The sequence below is a fragment of the Roseibium sp. MMSF_3544 genome, assembly GCF_030732845.1.
Lineage (GTDB): Bacteria > Pseudomonadota > Alphaproteobacteria > Rhizobiales > Stappiaceae > Roseibium.
Map to the genome: position 1 here is coordinate 126103 of NZ_JASHKA010000006.1, position 18058 is coordinate 144160.

Below are 18058 nucleotides of genomic sequence, written 5' to 3' on the forward strand. Positions count from 1 at the left end.
AAGTTAGCCTAGTCCGGCTTCCTTCAGCTGCCTGTCCACGCTGGTTGCAAGCTGATCAAGTCCCTCGTCGACGGGAACTTCATTGGCAACCATCTTCTGAAGCGTTGCCGCCCATTCGGTCGTCAGGTCAAAGAACAGCGGCTGTGCCGTGAACTTGATTGACGCGCCTGGTGCCGAGACGTCATGCATCTCGACATATCCGGGATAGGAGTTCGCCAGGCGATCCCGGAACCCGGCGTCTTCCCATACGGACGAGCGTACCGGGTTGACGAAGTCCATCTTGGTTGCGCCGAAGAGGCCGTGTTCAGGCCCGGACGCCCACTGCATGAAGTACCAGGTTGCGTCGAGGTCTTTTGAGAACTTCGACATGGCGAGCGACCAGATCCAGATATTCGGCGTGGGTGCGCCGTTTCCGGAAGCTGCAAACGGTGCATAGGCGAGCTGCCCGGCCATTGCGTTGTCGCCGCCGTTCATGAAGTAGCCGAGAATGTCGGCGTCGTAGATCATGGCGGACTTGCCTGCACCCAGATCGGTGCCGACCTGGTACCAGGTGTGGGTCGACCAATCCGCGGCACCCGATTCCTGGATCATCTTCACCCATTTGGCATGGAAGTCCTTGGACCCGGCCGTGTTCATGGCTGCTGACAACTTGCCGTCGTCGCTGACATTGAGATCGTGTTCGCCAAGATTTGCGTATGCCGACAGGAAGCCCGGGTGAATGGTTGCCCAGCTTCTAGAGCCACGGACACCTATACCGTAAACCCCGTCATTGCCGGCTTGCAGTTTCGCGGCCGTCTCAATCAGCTCGTCGAGATTGGTCGGAAGCGAAGCCTGTGCTTTTTCAAGCATGGATGCGTTGAAGGCCAGGTTGTTCTGCTCGTAGCCCCACGGGATACACCATTGCTTGGCATCGGCAGACCCGAGTTCCCCGCCCGGTTTGCCGTTCCAGGCGCATGACTTGCGCACGCCTTCGAGCATGTCGGACCAATTGTAGTTCGGGTTTGTCTTGGACGTGTCGTTGATCCATTCATTGTGGTCCACGATCCAGCCTGCCGGGCCGTAGGTCCAGGTCATGTAGGCGCCGGTCATGAAGGCATCGTATTCGCTGGACCCGGAGGACAGCGCGGCAGTTACCTTGTCGAAATAGACGTCTTCCGGAAAGATGTCGTAGGAGACCTCCATGCCCGTCAATTGCTTGAAATTGTCGAGATTGGCGATCATTGCGTCCGTGTAGGGATGCTTGTTCAAAAGCAGCTTGATCGACTTGCCATTGTGCTTTTTCCAGTCGAAGTCCGCGGCAAGCGCCTGCGTAGCAGCCGCGTTCACGAGAACGCTGGCGCTGGCGGCAGTCACACCCAGCGCCGACAGAGACCGGAGCAGGCTGCGACGGCTCATCTGGCCTCTCATGTAAGCATTTACGAGGTCTTTCTCTTTTTCATACATAGACTTTCCTCCCAGATCGCCCGCGGTTTAGGCAGCGCCGGCGACGCGACCGTCGCTCAGACCTTCGACAAGACTGCGGGCAGCTGCCTCGTCGATAATCAAACCTGTTAAAAGCCCGCTGGAAAGCGCGGCTTTGATGGCCTCGACCTTGCCGAGACCTCCTGCAATCGCGACCACTTCACGGCCACGCAAATCGTTCAGGGGCAGGGCCATGGCCCGTCCGTCCAAGGACGTGGAAATCTGGTTGCCATCCACGTCCAGAAACTGGCCGAGTATCTCGGCCGCAGCGCCCCGTTGTGTCAGTTCTTCGGTGATGTTCGCCTGGCCGACAGCCAGGGACCCGGTCGACGTCTTCAGATCGCCAATCCCGACAACGGCCAATTCGCAATCCTGCATGCGCGCAAAGGCATCGCGCAGCATCGATTGGGAGGCCAGAACAGCTTTGTCTTCCGGTGAGTTTGCGAACAGGGGGGCCGGCATCAGATAAGATTCCGCACCGGTCATCTGTGCCAGCCGATGGATCACATCATAGGGATTGGCTGCAAGCGACCGGGTCAAACCGCCAAGCAGCGAAACGAATATCGTGCCGTTGACCGACCGTCTCTGCATGGCTTCGACCGACGCGGCAATCGTCCTGCCGTGACTGACCCCAATTGTCCTGTAGGCGCCTTTTTCCAAAAGATGCCCGAGCCAGTGGCCGCCGAGAGCCCCCAGGGCACGAAGCGGGATCGGGTCGGGTTCGCCCAGATCCATCGCCACCCGGCACATGGTCAGGCCGAATGTCTCGATCAGCGTGTTTTCCAGTTCCACGCATGGCGCAGCTGTCGCATCAACCGAAATATGAACAAAGCCGAGGCCCTGCGCCTTGACGATGAGCCTGTGGGCACGCGTGCCCGAGACGCCCAGTCGTATGGCGACTTCCGACTGCGTCAAGCCGCCCACGAAGTGGAGCCAGGCGGCGCGGGCCGCCATCTCGGTTTCTTCCTGAAGTTTTGACGTGGATGCACCTTTCGCCAACAGCTTCCCCTCGGTTCACGACAAAAATGCAATTTATTCCATTTCTGAAATTATTTTCAGAATCGCATTGATCGTCAATCAAAAAACGTTGTGCGCTGCAAAGAGCAACGCCCTTGGATCTGTCCTTTTTCAAGCTGAGGGAGAGCGGTTTCGGTGCGTGGTTTTCAAGGCGCGACCGAAGATAAGCCCGTTTCTTGAATGACTTGCCATGCCGGGAGTGAACCCGGAAAGATCGCAGGAAGCGGGTTGCCCTTAGCGCAGGAAAATCGCGGCGAAGGGATTTGTTGCGCGACGGATCGCCAACGTCACGGAGGCGGAAACCAGAAAACTGAAGCCTTCGCCTTCACGGTTCCAAAGGGTCTGGTCGGCTGTTTTTCGTGTCAGGCCACACACTGAATTCCGGAGTGGCGGAACTCAAAGGCGCCTCGGAAGAGGCGTGTCCGCTGCCCCTGATTGCAGCTTTGAAGTTCATTTAAAGGAGAGATGGTCGTGTGCGAGATTTATTGGTCTGGTGCTCGTCAATAACAGGCTGAAAGAGCGCTAGCTGTGATCGTGTGCTTCTTCCGCCAGTCTCTTCAGGGTCACCCGGTCGACCTTGCCAGTTGGGTTTAAGGGAATCTCGTCAAGAAAGCGGATTTCTTCCGGTGCCTTGTAGCCGATCTGTTCTTGTGCGAATGCAATCAGTTCAATGTCGCTGGGCGACGTGCCGTCTTTGGCGACGACATAAGCACGCACGTTTTCACCATGCACCAGATCGTGCACGCCGATTACGCCCGCATACGCAACACTTGGATGCAGAAGCAGAGCGTCTTCGACCTCCTGCGGGAATATGTTCAGGCTGTTGTGGATGATGATCTGCTTCTTGCGTCCACGAAAGTACAGGTAACCGTCTTCGTCAGCATGCATGATATCGCCGCTGTCGAACCATTCGCCGTCGAAGACTTTTTCCGTCGCAACAGGGTCGTTCCAATATCCCAGCATCCGGCTTTTCGTCCGCATCCAGACGACACCCGGTTCGCCGGGAGAGACTTCCTTGCCGTTCTCGTCCCGGATTGAGATGTCGAACCCCGCCACCGGCCGGCCTGCCGAGCCCGGAACGATGCGCGCGGATGGCGGGTTCAGCGTTGCCAACCCCATCTCCGAACATCCATAGCCTTCGTCGATGGGTATTCCGGTCAGATCCAGAAATTCAGTCTCAAGCTCTATCGGAACCTTGTCGCTTCCCGACCGCACCAGTCTGAGCGATGCAAAATCCTCACGTGTCGCATGACCATCGCGCAGGAGATTAAAGAGCGCGCAGGGCAACATGCACAGGACCGTCGGTTTTTCCACGCGCATCAGCGGAACGATTTCTTCAGCGCCATAAGCGCGTGCGACGATCGCCTGACCACCCAGCGACAGAACGGAGAAAGAGAACAGAATGCCGCCAATATGCGACAGCGACGAGCCGGGCAGAACCCGGTCCTCAACGGTCATTTCGAAACCTGCGGCACAGCTTGCGAACATGTATGAAATCGACTCGCGGCTGTGCGTCACCCCTTTGGCCGGCCCGGTGCTGCCGGAGGTGAACAGCATGAAGACCGGCGTGTCGGCGGGCAGGTTTGCCGGTGCGGCCGCTTTACCTTTCCGTTCGATCCATTCTTCAAACGTTGGATAGGGTCCGATACCCCGCCACTCGAAACTCAGCAATCCTGCCATCTCACGAGATTGCGTTGCCTGGAGAATGTCTGCTTCGCGTTCCGCATGGAAAAGCATGAACCTTGCTCCGCTCGCATCAAGCGCGCGTTCGATTTCAATCGGGGTGTTCCTGTAATTCAGCGGAACAGCGATGAGACCTGCTTTGAAACAAGCAATGTAGTGAACCAAGAGAGCGCCCCGGTTTGGCATGAGGGAGGCGATGCGGTCGCCCGTCTTCAAGCCGCGGTCGAGATATTGCGCACACAGGTTGTCGCTGGCTTCATCCAGCTCACGAAAGGTCCAGGTTTGCTGCAGCGACACGACCGCCTTTTCATCGGGTTTGAGGGTCAGACCGGCATGCAGCAACTTGTCCAAGGAAACGACGTCATCGAGCGGGTTACCGGAAATAGGCATTACGATTCTGGTGCTCTCTGTCTCTTGACGACGCGAAGGAAAGCCAGCTGCGGTCCGTTCGAAACCAAGCAGCTTGTTTCCGCTGCATTCATTAGTCCGTGCCCTAGGCGTCTTGGACCACGGCCGGTTCTATTGCGTGTGCTGCAAGGCTTTGACCTGCCTCCTGCATCGTCAGATAGGTTTGGTCAGCCCCCGCATCGGTAATTTGCTGAACATGATCAGCATGCAGCGCATGGCTGACAATTGTTCCGGAAAAACCGCTTGCGCGCAGCATACGGGCCGCGATCAGCTTGGCTTCAAGATCATCCATGGCCAGGACCGCAGCCGAAATGTCCTTCAAATCCACGCCGCGCCAGAAATTGCTGTCTTCTGCATCGGCAAAGATCACGTTTCGCCCAGCCTCTGCATGCCCCTGGACCTTGTAGACATCCGCGTCGAGACCAATCGGCCGGTGGCCCCTTTCAACCAATGCGGCATAGGCGGCGGTTCCGGTCCGACCCATCCCGAACACCATGACATCGGCGTCGCCGAGTTCCTTGGGCTGTTCGTCCGGATGGCGTGCCTTCAGTTCAAACCGCTGAAGCTGAGGTTCGAAACGTTCGAAGATCGGATGGGCGAAGCGGTTCAGCGGTGCGGCAATCAAAAACGAGACCGAAACCGCAATGGCCAGCGGAACAAGATAATCCTGCGCAGCGGGAATGCCCGCAGCCACGATCAGGCCGAATTCGCTATATGCCGTCAACGACAGCGCTGTCACGAAAGAGGTCCGCGCCCTGAGCTTGAACGCAATCAACACGAAGAAGAACAGAGCACCCTTGAGCGGCAGGAGAAGGCCAAGCACAAGCGCAAAGGTGACCGAGTTCCAGTCAGGCAAACCGGACATACCAATGGAAAGAAAGAAGCCGATCAGAAAGACTTCCTTGAGCGCCCAAAGCGAGTTCGACAGCTCTCCGGCGCGCGGGTGGCCCGACAGCAGAAGTCCCATGACCAGGGCACCGATCTCGCCTTTCAGGCCGATGATCTCGAAACCGACCCCGCCAATGACGAGACTGAGCATCATGCCGGTCAGCAAAAGAACCTCGTCATGTCCTGCCAGGTCCAGCAACCGGAACAGAAGCGGCCTCAAGAGAGGGGTAGCGAAGATCAGAAGTGCCCAGGGGCCCGGCAGTTTGCCTGCGAAGACTGCCAGGACCACGAGCGCGATAATGTCCTGAACAATCAGGATGCCAATGGCTGTCCTGCCGTGAAATGTCCCCAACTCGCGCTTCGCTTCGAGGATCTTTGCAGACAGCACCGTTGACGAGAAGGCAAGGGCGATGCCGATGAGCAGGGCGCCCATCCATTCGGACGTGAAGAGCAGCCAGACAATTGGTGTGAACAAGGCAATCGAAATGGCGAAATGAATCAGCGCACCGCCAATCACCTGAGGTTCGGTGATTTGACGCACTTTCAGTTTCAATCCGATTGTGAAGAGCAGCATCAGAACACCGAGTTCTGCGACATACTCGAGGATTGGACCTGTTTCGACAGGCATGCCGAAACCTGGGCCGACAAAATTGATGAAGAAGCCGGCGGCCAGGAAACCGACCAGTGGCGGGAGACCGACTTGCCGCACAAGAAGCCCGAAGACGAAGGCCGTTCCGATAGCGAAAACTTCAAAGTGCATTATCGTCTCACTTGCTGTTTCGTTGCCTTACGGAATGCAAGCCACTTGGAATAATGTCCGGATAAGTTTTTTTCTTGCGGGTCATCTTGCCAGAAGCGTGCGCGGCCCGACAGAAATCAGCTATCGCGATTAACAGCTTTTACGGCAGATTTGGCGCTTTCGGCCAAGAACCGGCTGTTTGAGAACCTGCAGCTGCTCATTCGCCCCCTCGCGATCGCCGAAAAGGCGTTTGACGTGGACGGGGCGGTGTTCTGACTCGAGCGAATCTCAAGCTACATCATCAGGAAACTGCGTGGGGCCATTGAAACTCTGCTTTAGATGGATGGACGCGCTTCGTGCCACTTGGTCCGACGCTGAAACAGGTGTGCCAGGTCGAGCAAGGCGGGTTCCATGTAGTGGCGGCTGACAATCTGCAAGCCAATCGGAAGACCGTCCCGGGTCTGCCCGCAAGGTAAACTGATCGCCGGGTTCCCAGACAGATTGAAGCCACATGTGAAAGGAATGAGCGTGCCCAATTCCTTTGACGGATCGAAATCCGCCAACGACATGGCTGCACGCGGTGTGGTCGGTGTGAGCAGAAAGTGTGTGTTGGCCGCAGCAAAGGCAGCCGAAATTTCTCTCCGCAATTGAGAGCGTATACGGATAGCTTTCGAGAGCTGATCTGCAGGGATTGCCAGTCCGGTTTCAATCATGTCTGCAACGGCAGGTGAAAAGCTGTCTCTCCGTTCGACGAGCGTTGTCGCGTTGGCGGGCGCCAGTTCTGCGGAAAAGAGCGTGACGATCGCATCGATAGCCTTCGTGAGCGTTGGCAGCTCGCATTCAATGATCTCAGATCCCTCTTGGCGGAAAACGTCGCAGGCCGCTGAAAATGCGGCTTCGATGTCCGGATCGAGTGGGTGAACGTCGGCCAGCGCCTTAAGAGTGGCAGGGCCGAGAACGGCAATCCGGTCGCGGTTTTGTGGACTTTCGTCTTGAAATGGACGAGCTTGCAACGTGGCAGCGTCCCAGGGATCAGGAGGAGAAAGAACAGAAAGAATTTGCGCGATCTCTTCAGCCGATCTTGCAATGATTCCGACATGATCAATTGATGTTGCCGATGCCTGGCGCATAACGCCGTGCAAACTGATAAGTCCCCAGGTTGGTTTGAGGCCTGTCGTGCCGGTCATCGCTGCCGGAATACGCACAGAACCTGCAGCATCAGTACCCAGGGCGAAACGTGCGGATCCAACGGCGACCGAGACGCCGGCTCCCGCACTGGACCCTCCAGGATAGCAGGCGAGATTCCACGGATTGCGCGTTGGCGGTTGATCGAACCCACACGTCAGCTCATGGGCAATCTGCGTTCCAACGAGTGTACCGCCGGCGGAACGAAGCCGCGCTACGACAGTGGCATCAGATGTCGCAATGCGATCTTTGTAGGCTTGCGAGCCGCCTGACGTCGCAACGCCGGCTACGTCAAACACCTCTTTGACCGCGAAGGGCCAACCAAATATCGGAGAACTTTCAGGATTGGCGTCGGCGGCGTTAGCTGTAGCTTGTGCCTCGCGTTCCAACAAGTGTTTGTAGGCGTGGACCTTGTCTTCGGTACGAGCGACCGCGTCTAGGGCACCCGCAAGCTGTCTTGTGGCAGTCTCTGACATGGCTTTTTCCTAGGTTCATCGCCAGCAATTGGAAAGATTGGCGATCCGGAATGGTGTCAGCGTCGTCCAAGGTTGCAGCCATGTCCATCATATTTTTGCGTTCGCGGAAGCAATGACCTCGCTCTTCAATGATGTCGTCACAAGTGTCGGATCTCACCCCGCTTTGGGTCCGGCGTTCGCGCTCTTTGGCAGTCGCGTGTCACTGACTGTTGTGCTCCGGTCGATAACTTGCAAATTGCCGGGCTGAGAGCGCATTCCAGGTGTCTCGCATCTGCGGGTCCGGTATCACCGTTTCTCCTTCATCGCTCATTTCAGCGGCAGCGGTGTCGAGGGTTTCAAACCAGCCTGCTCCATGGGCGGCGCTCATGGCCGCCCCAAGTGAAGACGCTTCGAGGCTTTGCGAGATATGGACCGGCAAACCGGTGGCGTCGGCAAACATCCGGGTCCAAAGGGGACTGTTTCCGCCGCCGCCGACTGCGACAATCTTTTCGATTTTCAGGCCGTTTTCCTTCATTGCCGTTATCGTGCGCGCGCTTTCCAGCGTCATTGCCTCCAGGACTGCCCGGTAAAGGTGGCCAAGTCCGTGATTGGGCGACAAACCGTTGAAGCTGGCACGGGCCCCCGTGTCCCAGTGAGGATCCATGCAGCCGGTCAGATAAGGGCAGACCGTGACCCCCTCCGATCCGACCGGGATCCGAGCGGCTTCAGCTTCCAGTTTTGAAAAGACGGAAGGGTCGTCCCGCCCACCGGCGAATGTGTCGACAAACCAGTTGATCAGGAAGGCGCCTGCGCGTTGGCATCCTTCCAGGAAATAACCGTTGCCGGTTGGTGATGTCATGGTGCGCCAGTTGAGGCTGATCATCGGGTCAGGTGCCCAGGCTCCGGTGATGAGAGCTGTTCCAAGATTGAGGTAGACAACGCCCTCACGGGCGCCGTTTACGCCAAGTCCAGCGCATTGCCCGTCGCCGCCGGCGGCAACGAGCGGCAATCCTTCCGGCAAACCGGTCTGGGCGGCAGCGTCTGCCGTCACCGTGCCCGTCTGTGTTCCGGGACGTGCGAGCGTTCCAAGCTGATCGGGCCGGATCCTCAAGTGATCAAGAAACTCCTTGGACCATGCCATCTGTTCGATATCGAGCAGGCCAAAGGGGTCCGCACTTGTCCAGCTGGAGGTCCAGTTGCCGGTGAGGCGCCCGGTCAGGAAACAATGGACATCGGTCACCTTCGCAGCCCGCTCCATCACATCTGGCTGGTTGCGGCGGAACCATGACAACCTGAAGATCACGGGTGTTATGTCGACGGGCTTTCCAGACACACTATGCAGCAAATCCCTGCCGATCTCTCCGCTCAAAAGCTCGACTTCCTCGCGCGCCCTTTCGTCGAGCCAGACGACGGCGGGCCGCATACCATTTCCCTGTTCGTCCAGAAACGCGACCGTCTCGCGTTGATTGGAAATTGCAAGGGCGGCGACACGGGACACATCTATTTCACCCGCCAGCTCTCGCAAGGCCGTGCGCGCAGCGCTCCACCAGTCTTCGACATCCTGTTCGACCCAGCCGGGTTGCGGTTGCGACAAGGGAATGGAGGCGCGCCCTTCAGCAACCGGCGTTCCATTTCTTGTCCAGGCGACGGCTTTGGTCGATTGCGTGGAACTGTCGAGCCCGATGACCAGATCCTTCGTCATATATCCTCCCTCAACAATGCTTCTGCAGTTGCCTTGTCCGTCACCAGATCGGTGACATATCCTCCGGTCAGGCAAGCGTGTAGCGCCTGCAGTTTTTCGCTGCCGCCGGCAACGCAAATACGTTCCGGGACAGCTTTGAGATCCTGAAGCTCCATTCCAATCTGACGCCCGGAAAGCGGTCCTTGCAAGGCATCTCCCCTCGCATCGATGAAGCGGCCGATCACGATGCCGGCAGCGCCCGCCTTCATGTACTCCTCTACGGAGGGTTGGATGAGATTGTTGCCGTCCGCCCATCGCGTGTCGTCATTGAGTTCACCAACTCCGAAGACGACGGTTGAGCAGCTGTGAACGCGCTCGAAATGACGTCTCAGGGACGGCTCGCGAAGCAGTGCGGTGCGAAGATCGGACGTGGTGACGACAGCGGGTGCATGGAAGTTATGGCACTTTGCGCCAAGGCGATTTGCAATGAACAGCGTGCACGCTTCTGGCGACGTAACATCGTCGCCAAGCGAGCTTCCCGAAACCTGAACCACGCGAAGGCTCTCCTGACTTCGTTCAGGCAGTGCGTTCGCGAGCTCCAGCATTGTACGGCCCCACGCGACGCCGAGCGTCATGTCCTTGCGCAGGCGTGACAGGAGTATCTGCGCACCTGCTATCCCGAGGCGCTTTCGCAGCAGTGTCGGATCGTTGTCTTCGTCACCAATTTCAGGCGCGATAAATGTACCTTTCAGGTTAAAGCGCGCTGCAAGCTTTTTGCTCAGATCGGCCTGCTCCAGAAGGCCGGGCGCCAGACTGATGGTCACAAGACCCCGCTTGCGCGCATCCGCAAGATAATTGGCGACAGACGCGCGCGAGACCCCCAACGCCTTGGCGACTTCCGCCTGCGTCCGGGCTTCGGCGTAGTAGAGCCAGGTTGCCCAAGCCGTCGTGTCCTCGACGAACTTAACGTTTCCCCCGCTTGAGCCTTCAGTTTGCTGGTCTGACATTGTCGTGCTTTCGCCTTTGCGATCCTGGGAGTCTGAAATTCGATTTGACAAATGTCAATAGATGCTGTCATTTGTCATTCGTGGTTTGAAAGGTTTGGTATGCCCTCAATAAGTCATCAGACTCCCTCTTTACCAGAGCGACCGGCAAACGGTTGGATGGAGCATATTGAGGACGTTTACCTGGGCCGATGGACAAACCCGGAGACTGGCGAGACCGGGCCACGGGCACCAGTCGACAAAATTCTAATTTCTGAATCAATTGACGGAGCAGAAGCGGAACTCGTGCGCTCCGTGGGCATCGGCGATTCAACCGCGATGGTCGCCGATGCCAACACTTGGGACGCTGCCGGTTCGCGGATTGCGAACAACCTGGCGAATGCCGGTGTCACGGTCAGCGAAATACTCCTCGACGGGAAGCCGCATGCGACCGTCAAGGCGGCGGATGAGTTGGCGTCCAGGCTTCAAAACTTTTCGTCCGTCATCGCGGTGGGCTCCGGAACGGTGAACGACCTGACCAAATACGTCACCGCGAAGGACGGCCGTCCTTACTGCGTCTTCGGAACGGCCGCCTCCATGGACGGCTACGCCTCGACAACAGCTTCCATGGGATTGCCGAGCGGGTTGAAAATCTCCTTGCCTGCCCATGCACCCAAGGGTGTTTTTCTGGATCTCAATGTGATTTCCGCCGCGCCGAGCAGGATGGCCGCCGCAGGGTTCGGGGACTGCCTGTGCAACAGCGTTGCAAGGATTGATTGGTGGATGTCGCACAAGCTCCTGGGAAGTCAATTTTGGATGGAGCCCTACCTGATCTGCGAGCCTGACGCAGGCATGCTTGAAACCCATGCGGCAGGCTTGAAGCAGGGGGACATGACGGCAGTCGGATATCTCGTCAGATCGCTGGTCCTGTCCGGACTGGGAGTGGCGTTCACCAAGGTGTCGAACCATGGCTCGATGGGGGAGCACCAGATTTCCCATTATATCGACTGTTTCGCCGGCGACCGGCACTCGGGAACACTTCATGGCGAGCAGGTGGGTGTCGCGACCCTGACCATGGGCCGGATTCAGAACTGGTTCCTGGGCCAGGAGAGGCCTCCCGAGGTCCGGCCGACCCAAGTGGACGGAGAGGATATGGCGCGCCGGATGGGACCGGAAATCGCCGCGCAATGTGAGGAGGAGTACCGGAAGAAGGCGCTTGATGAGGACGGAGCTGCCCGGCTCAATGAACGCCTTCAAGAAATCTGGCCTCAGATACGTGCGGATTGCCAGAAGCTCGTGGATCCGGTCGATAACATGCTGGCGAAACTCCATGAGGTTGGCGGCGCGACGAGCGGGCGCGAGCTTGGCTTGCCGCCGGAATTCTACCGCGAGGCGGTTCGCCATGCGCACGAGATGCGCAACCGGTTTTCCTTTGCAGACCTTGCCTGCGACGCGGGCCTTCTTGACGAATTTGCGGGCAGGGAGGTTTGACACGATGAAGCCGTTGGCCTCCATGCCACAGGAAATTGCTGCTTCCGTCCACACGGTCATGGCGGATATCGACGACACGCTGACAAGCGATGGACGTCTTCCTGCCAAGGCGTATTCGGCGCTGGAGAATTTGAAGGAAGCAGGCTTTCGGGTCGCGGCCATTACCGGCCGCCCTGCCGGATGGTGCGATATGATTGCCCGCTTCTGGCCGGTTGACGGTGTCGTCGGTGAAAACGGTGCTTTCTACTACGCCTATGACGGCATCGCGCGAAAAATGAAACGGGTTTTCGCGGCTACAGACGTTGTGCGTCAGACCAACAAGAGGCGCTACGAGGAACTTGCGGCACGGATCCTTGATGAGGTTCCCGGAGCTGCTGTCTCGGCAGATCAGTCGTTCCGCGAGGCCGACCTTGCCATAGACTTTTGCGAGGATGTCCCACCGCTACGCAGTGAGGACGTGGACCGCATCAAAGCCATTTTCGAAGAAGAGGGTGCGGTTGCAAAAGTGTCTTCCATCCATGTGAACGGCTGGTACGGCAGCTATGACAAGCTGACCATGACGCGCAGGTTTGCAGCCGATGTTCTGAACCTGGATCTCGACGGTGAAAAGAACCGGATCGTCTTTTGCGGCGACAGCCCCAATGACGCGCCGATGTTTGGTTTCTTTCCGAATGCCTGCGGGGTCGCAAACGTTCTGGACTTCAAGGGAAGGATCGACACGGAACCCGGCTGGATTGCGACCGAACGGGGCGGGGAAGGGTTCGCCGAGCTGGCGAACACTCTGATTGCAGCAAAAAATGTTTCAGGCAGGAGAATGAGCGCATGAAGAAGGCCGAACAGGCATTGCGCGAGGAGATCATCACCCGATGCCGGGAGATGAATTCAAGCGGCATCAACCAGGGAACATCCGGGAACATCTCGGTCCGGTTCGAAGACAGGATGCTGATATCCCCCTCGGCGACGCCCTATGACCAGATGACGCCCGAAATGATCGCGTCGGTTGGCCTTGAAGATACGAGCGGTCGCTACGAGGGGCCCTTGAAACCGTCAACGGAGTGGAGATTTCACCAGAAGCTGCTGCGCGGCCGTCCGGACGCAGGTGCGGTGGTCCATGCTCATCCGACCTACTGCACGACGCTCGCGATCGCGCGCAAGGAAATCCCTTCCTGTCACTACATGATTGCTGCGTTTGGTGGAAACAATGTGCGGTGCGCAGGTTATGCCACATTTGGGTCGGAGGAACTGTCGAAGCTCGCGATCGATGCGATGACCGACAGGACCGCATGCCTTCTTGCCAACCACGGCATGATCGCCGTGGGGGAAAATCTTGCCAAGGCGATGTGGCGTGCCATCGAACTGGAGACCATCGCAAAGCAATATTACCTTTCTCTCGCGATTGGCGGCCCGGTGCTTTTGAGCGATGCGGCCATTGACGATACGCATCGCGGGTTTGCCGGCTACGGACTTCAGGACGACAAAGGGCAAGACAAACCGAAACCCAAGCCTCGTGCTGCCAAGAAACCGGCTGCCAAGACGGCAGCCGCCAAAAAGCCGGCGGCCAAAGCGGCATCCGCCAAGAAGCCTGCGGGCAAGACGGCCGCAGCCAAGCAGCCAGCGGGCAAGACGGCAGCCACCAAAAAGCCTGCGGGCAAGGCGGCAGCAGTCAAGCAGCCAGCGGCTAAGTCGGCAGCCGCCAAAAAGCCAGCGGCCAAAACAGCTGCAACCAGGAAACCTGCGGCCAAAGCGGCGGCGTCCAAAAAACCGCCCGTAGCGGAGAAGCCTGCTGCGAAGACGTCGGCCAAGAAACCCGCTGCCAAGGCGGCTGCAGCCAGGAAGCCAGCGGCCAAGACGGCCGCGGTCGAAAAGCCTGCGGCAGCCAAGAAACCACCGGCCAGAAAGACGTAGCGGCGCCATGTTCACGGGAGGATCAGCATGGCGTTCGTAAGAACCCGAGGATTGCAAGGCTACATAACGGGCGACAGCCCGGTGCCGTGGCTTGCGCCGCTGGTTGCCATGCTCGTGGTCTTCACGATCTATCCGCTGTTCTACAACATCTGGCTCTCGTTTCACGAATACGCTCCGTTCAAGCGGCAGCTGGTCTATGTGGGCACGGAGAACTGGAGCACCCTCGTTAATGATCCGAGGTTCTGGGAAGCGCTGTCCGTCACATTCACTTATTTTTTCGTCCTTCTGGCGATCCAGGTCGTGCTGGGGATGATCATTGCGTTGCTCCTGGATTCCGACGAGCCGGGTTTTGGATTGCTGCGCGGGCTGCTCACGCTCACGCTCGTGATCCCGCCCGCCATCACCGGCATGATGTTCCTTCTCATGGAAGATCCTGAATTCGGTGTTTTGACCTACATCCTCGAAGCCATGGGAATTTTGAGCGGCCAGGATCCGATCCTTGCAACGAGTTCGACCGCGCTTGCAGGCGTGATGCTCGCCGATATCTGGCAATGGACGCCCTTCATGGTTCTGATTTTCCTTGCTGGGCTGAGGTCGCTTCCCCAGGAGCCCTATGAAGCCGCCATGCTCGACGGGGCGTCTGCGTTCCAGACATTCCGCCGCATAACGTTGCCCATGATGTCCAAGGTCATCGCGGTTGCCGTCCTCATCCGGGGCATCGATCTGTTCCGGGCGTTCGACTACATGTTCGTGATGACATCCGGCGGTCCGGGAACGTCGACCTATACGCTTTCCCTCTACGCCTGGCAGCAGACGTTCAGCTTCATCAAGTGGGGATACGGGGCAACGCTGAGCCTTGTCAGTCTTGTGCTGATCCTGGTGATTGCCAACCTCTTTATCTGGATTGCGAAGGTGCGCTGGTGATTGTCGAGAGCAAATATCGGCGCTATTCGCGCATGGCTGCGGCGTGGTTGATCACTGCGCTGTTCGTGTTCCCGCTCTATTACTGGGGCACCACGGCCTTCAAGGACGCCAAGGAGATCTTTTCCGTTCCGCCGACGGTCTGGTCTTTCTCACCGACCCTCAAGAATTTCGAGGAAGTGTTTGGCATTTCCTTCGGCTTCCTGCGCCAGCAGGAAGTGCTGCCCGGTGGCGGAAATTTCTACATGGCGCCGCGCTTGTGGGACTCCATCGTCGTTGCGGTGTTTTCGACCGCGCTTGCGATCGCGATCTCCACGTTTGCCGCCTATGCGCTCAGCCGGATGGATTTCCGGGGGCGGCATCACTTCGTCGCCTGGGTTCTGTCAACCAGGATGATGCCTCCCGTCGCGGTCGCGATCCCGATGTTCTTTATCTACAAGGACATCGGGCTGATGGATTCCTATACCGGCATCATCCTGATTCACGCGCTGATGAACCTGCCGCTTGCGGTTCTGCTGCTCAAGAGTTTCTTCGACGACATTCCACGAGAGATCGATGAAAGCGCCATTGTCGACGGTGCGTCGCGCTGGAAGATCTTCCGCCGCATCATATTGCCGATGGCGAAGGGCGGCATCGCGGCAACTGCAGTCCTTTGTTTCATCTTTTCCTGGACGGAGTTCATTTTCGTTCTGACCCTTACACAGACGGGTCTGAAAACCGTGCCGGTCGTGTCGTCGAGCTTCGTCACGTCCACAGGTACCGCCTGGGGCAACATGGCAGCCTTGGGAGTGGCTGCCATGGCCCCGGCATTCATCTTCATCCTGCTGGTCCAGAAACAGCTGGTCCGCGGGCTGACACTCGGTTCCCTCAAGCAATAGGAGCAACAGACTTTACGGGACCATCTTTCACGTATCACGGGAGGAGTTAGTCATGAGAGATACAGACAGAAAGCAATATCTGGCCAAAGTGGTGGACGCCTTCGTCCATCGGCGCATGGGGCGACGGGATTTCATGCGAAATGCCGGCCTGCTCGGATTGAGCGCTGCGGCCTTCGGTGCGGGCATGCGCCGGCCCTTCGGTCTGGGTTCGATGCCGTTGGCGAATGCTGCCGACGATCTTCGGCCGTCCGACGAGGTGCTGAAATGGGTTAAGGACGTGTCCGGCCCCTTCAAGGGCACGACTCTCAAGCTCGCCACCGAATCCACGCCACCTTCGAATGCGATCAACAGCCAGTTGAAGAAATATTTCGAAGAAGCTTCGGGCATGACCGTCGAAATCGAAGTGCTGCCGCTGGAGCAGGTGCTTCAGAAAATGACCCTGGATATCGCGTCTCAGCTCGGGACGTATGACCTTTACTACATCGACCAGAGCTGGGCGGCTTCGGTGAGCCAGGATGTCTTCGATCCGCGTGAGCAGATCGAGAACAAGCCGGATCTCGCGATGCCGGACTACAATATCGATGACTTCCTGCCGGCGCTTGTTGACGGCATCGCCAAGTATGAAGATCGCTGGGTCGGCGTTCCCTACGATATTCCGATCTTCATCATGATGTACCGGAAGGACATCTGGGAAGAAATGGGCTTCAATGCCCCGTCCTCGCTCGAGGAATACTACCAGCAGGCCAAGGCGATCACCGACGCCAAGGGCCCGGACCTCTACGGTTCCACAGGCCAGATGAAGTCCGGTCACTACAGTCTTGAATGCGACTGGACGGCTTGGCTCTGGGGCCATGGCGGCTCGATCTTCAACGCGGACGGAAAATTCTCGGGCAACGACGAATACGGCCTTGAAGCGATGGACTACTGGACCAAGCTCTGGAAGACCATGCCTCCGGGCGTGACGGGCTGGACTTGGGACGGCCAGGGGCAGTCCGTTGCCCAGGGCGTTGCCGCATCCATGATGAGCTGGGGTGAGTTCTTCCCCTATTTCGACGATCCGTCGGCCACGAAGGTGTCCGGTCTCATGGAAGCCGTCCGCTGTCCGCCTCCGGTACGCGATCTTCGCACGGTTGAACAGACCGGGTTCGGAGAGATCCCCGGTGTCGGACACCAGGGCGGTTCCTCGCTTGCTGTGTCGAAAAACTCCAAGAACCCGGATGCTGCCTGGATCTTCATGCAGTGGGCGACGAGCTACGACACGCAGGTCCTTATCACCGCACTTGGCGGCGGTACCGGCCCAACCCGCGAAAGCGTCTACGACGATCCGCGCATCATCGCCAACAACCGCGTCGGTCCGGGAACCACCCGTCACCTCAACGTTGTGCGCGATACAATTGCAATGGACATGGGATCGGAACCGGATCTGCCGCAATGGGCGGAACTCTCGAACGACACGATCCCTGTCAGGCTCGGCAAGTACTTTGCCGGTGACTACGGATCGCCGAAGGAAGCAATGGACGACATTGCGGTTTCCGTCGACAAGATCGTTTCGGGTTAACGGACCTTCGCAAGACAGAACGGGAAGGGTGGCGACACCCTTCCCGTCACTCAGTGTAGGGAGGATCCCGTGACAACCAAACCTCTTGTCGCAATCACCGGAGCGAGTTCCGGGATCGGTGAAGCAACCGCGCGTGCGTTTTCTGAAGCCGGTCATCCGGTCCTGTTGATGGCGCGCCGGATGGACCGGATGGAAGCGCTCGGACTTCCGAATGCTGTCATCCGCCAGGTTGATGTCCGTGACCGGGCGGCTATTGCGGCTGCGGTCCGGGACGCGGAGGACAGTTATGGACCGGTGGACATGATGTTCGCCAATGCGGGCATCGCACGCCTTGCAGATATCGGCCGTCAGCCTCCCGAAGAGTGGGACGAGATGATCGACATCAACACCAAGGGTGTGATGAATACCGTTCACGCAGTCATGAAGGGCATGATGGACCGCAAACGCGGTACACTTGTCATGATGAGTTCGATTGCTGGCCGCAAGGTCTATCCCGATCACACCGTTTATTGCGGGACGAAGTATTTCGTGCACGCTGTCTCGGAAAGCCTGCGTGAATACCTGTCTTCACACGACGTGCGCGTCATTGTCGTGTCACCGGGCGTGATCGAGACCGAAGTGCTTTCCGGTGTGCTGGATGAGGAAACGCTTGCAAATTACAAGACCAACAAGGTCAAGATGGGAGGAGGCATCGGTGCGGACATTGTCGCGGACTTGATACTCAATGCCTATCAGCTGCCGCAAAAGGCTCTGGTTCAGGAAATCTGCCTGACACCGACGCGGCAAACCTACTAAGGAAATCAGC

At 58.1% G+C, this 18058-nt stretch carries 14 protein-coding genes; 7 read left to right on the forward strand and 7 right to left on the reverse strand.

Features of this window, described 5'->3' with window-relative positions; all coding sequences use genetic code 11:
* Positions 1–3 precede the first annotated feature (3 nt).
* From RBB47_RS10755 to RBB47_RS10785, 7 genes are all read right to left on the reverse strand, one after another.
* Entirely contained in the window at positions 4–1443 is a 1440-nt protein-coding gene (locus tag RBB47_RS10755) for an extracellular solute-binding protein (protein WP_305985793.1), read from the reverse strand.
* Positions 1444–1470: 27 nt separating this feature from the next.
* The gene (locus RBB47_RS10760; protein WP_305985794.1) at positions 1471–2460 is read right to left on the reverse strand and encodes a sugar-binding transcriptional regulator; all 990 of its coding nucleotides are present in this window, start codon (positions 2458–2460) and stop codon (positions 1471–1473) included.
* Between the two features lie 540 nt (positions 2461–3000).
* The gene (locus RBB47_RS10765; RefSeq protein ID WP_305985795.1) at positions 3001–4551 is read right to left on the reverse strand and encodes a class I adenylate-forming enzyme family protein; all 1551 of its coding nucleotides are present in this window, start codon (positions 4549–4551) and stop codon (positions 3001–3003) included.
* 103 nt (positions 4552–4654) lie between these two features.
* Entirely contained in the window at positions 4655–6217 is a 1563-nt protein-coding gene (locus RBB47_RS10770; RefSeq protein WP_305985796.1) for a cation:proton antiporter family protein, read from the reverse strand.
* A gap of 314 nt (positions 6218–6531) precedes the next feature.
* Positions 6532–7857, reverse strand: a complete 1326-nt coding sequence (locus RBB47_RS10775; protein ID WP_305985797.1) for an amidase — start codon at positions 7855–7857, stop codon at positions 6532–6534.
* Positions 7858–8056: 199 nt separating this feature from the next.
* Positions 8057–9538 (reverse strand): FGGY-family carbohydrate kinase, encoded by a 1482-nt coding sequence (locus RBB47_RS10780; protein WP_305985798.1) that lies wholly within the window; start codon positions 9536–9538, stop codon positions 8057–8059.
* A complete protein-coding gene (locus RBB47_RS10785) occupies positions 9535–10524 on the reverse strand; it encodes a sugar-binding transcriptional regulator (RefSeq protein WP_305985799.1) in 990 nt (329 codons plus the stop codon). The genes RBB47_RS10780 and RBB47_RS10785 overlap by 4 nt, the downstream gene beginning before the upstream one ends.
* A gap of 156 nt (positions 10525–10680) precedes the next feature.
* On the opposite strand from RBB47_RS10785, the gene RBB47_RS10790 reads away from it, so the two are divergent.
* The 7 genes from RBB47_RS10790 (at position 10681) to RBB47_RS10820 (ending at position 18048) form a co-directional block, all read left to right on the forward strand.
* Positions 10681–11991: a sn-glycerol-1-phosphate dehydrogenase gene (locus RBB47_RS10790; RefSeq protein ID WP_305985800.1), complete on the forward strand. Its 1311-nt coding sequence runs from the start codon at positions 10681–10683 to the stop codon at positions 11989–11991.
* Between the two features lie 4 nt (positions 11992–11995).
* Positions 11996–12817: an HAD-IIB family hydrolase gene (locus RBB47_RS10795; protein ID WP_305985801.1), complete on the forward strand. Its 822-nt coding sequence runs from the start codon at positions 11996–11998 to the stop codon at positions 12815–12817.
* A complete protein-coding gene (locus RBB47_RS10800; RefSeq protein WP_371932768.1) occupies positions 12814–13896 on the forward strand; it encodes a class II aldolase/adducin family protein in 1083 nt (360 codons plus the stop codon). Before RBB47_RS10795 ends, RBB47_RS10800 begins: the two co-directional genes overlap by 4 nt.
* Before the next feature lie 27 nt (positions 13897–13923).
* Positions 13924–14820 carry a carbohydrate ABC transporter permease gene (locus RBB47_RS10805; RefSeq protein ID WP_305985802.1) on the forward strand — a complete coding sequence of 299 codons (897 nt, stop codon included), beginning with the start codon at positions 13924–13926 and terminating at the stop codon, positions 14818–14820.
* Positions 14817–15695: a carbohydrate ABC transporter permease gene (locus RBB47_RS10810; protein WP_305985803.1), complete on the forward strand. Its 879-nt coding sequence runs from the start codon at positions 14817–14819 to the stop codon at positions 15693–15695. Before RBB47_RS10805 ends, RBB47_RS10810 begins: the two co-directional genes overlap by 4 nt.
* 52 nt (positions 15696–15747) lie before the next feature.
* Complete coding sequence (locus RBB47_RS10815; protein ID WP_305985804.1) at positions 15748–17253, forward strand: ABC transporter substrate-binding protein; 1506 nt, start codon at positions 15748–15750, stop codon at positions 17251–17253.
* Between the two features lie 69 nt (positions 17254–17322).
* Positions 17323–18048 carry an SDR family oxidoreductase gene (locus tag RBB47_RS10820; RefSeq protein WP_305985805.1) on the forward strand — a complete coding sequence of 242 codons (726 nt, stop codon included), beginning with the start codon at positions 17323–17325 and terminating at the stop codon, positions 18046–18048.
* Positions 18049–18058: the final 10 nt, after the last annotated feature.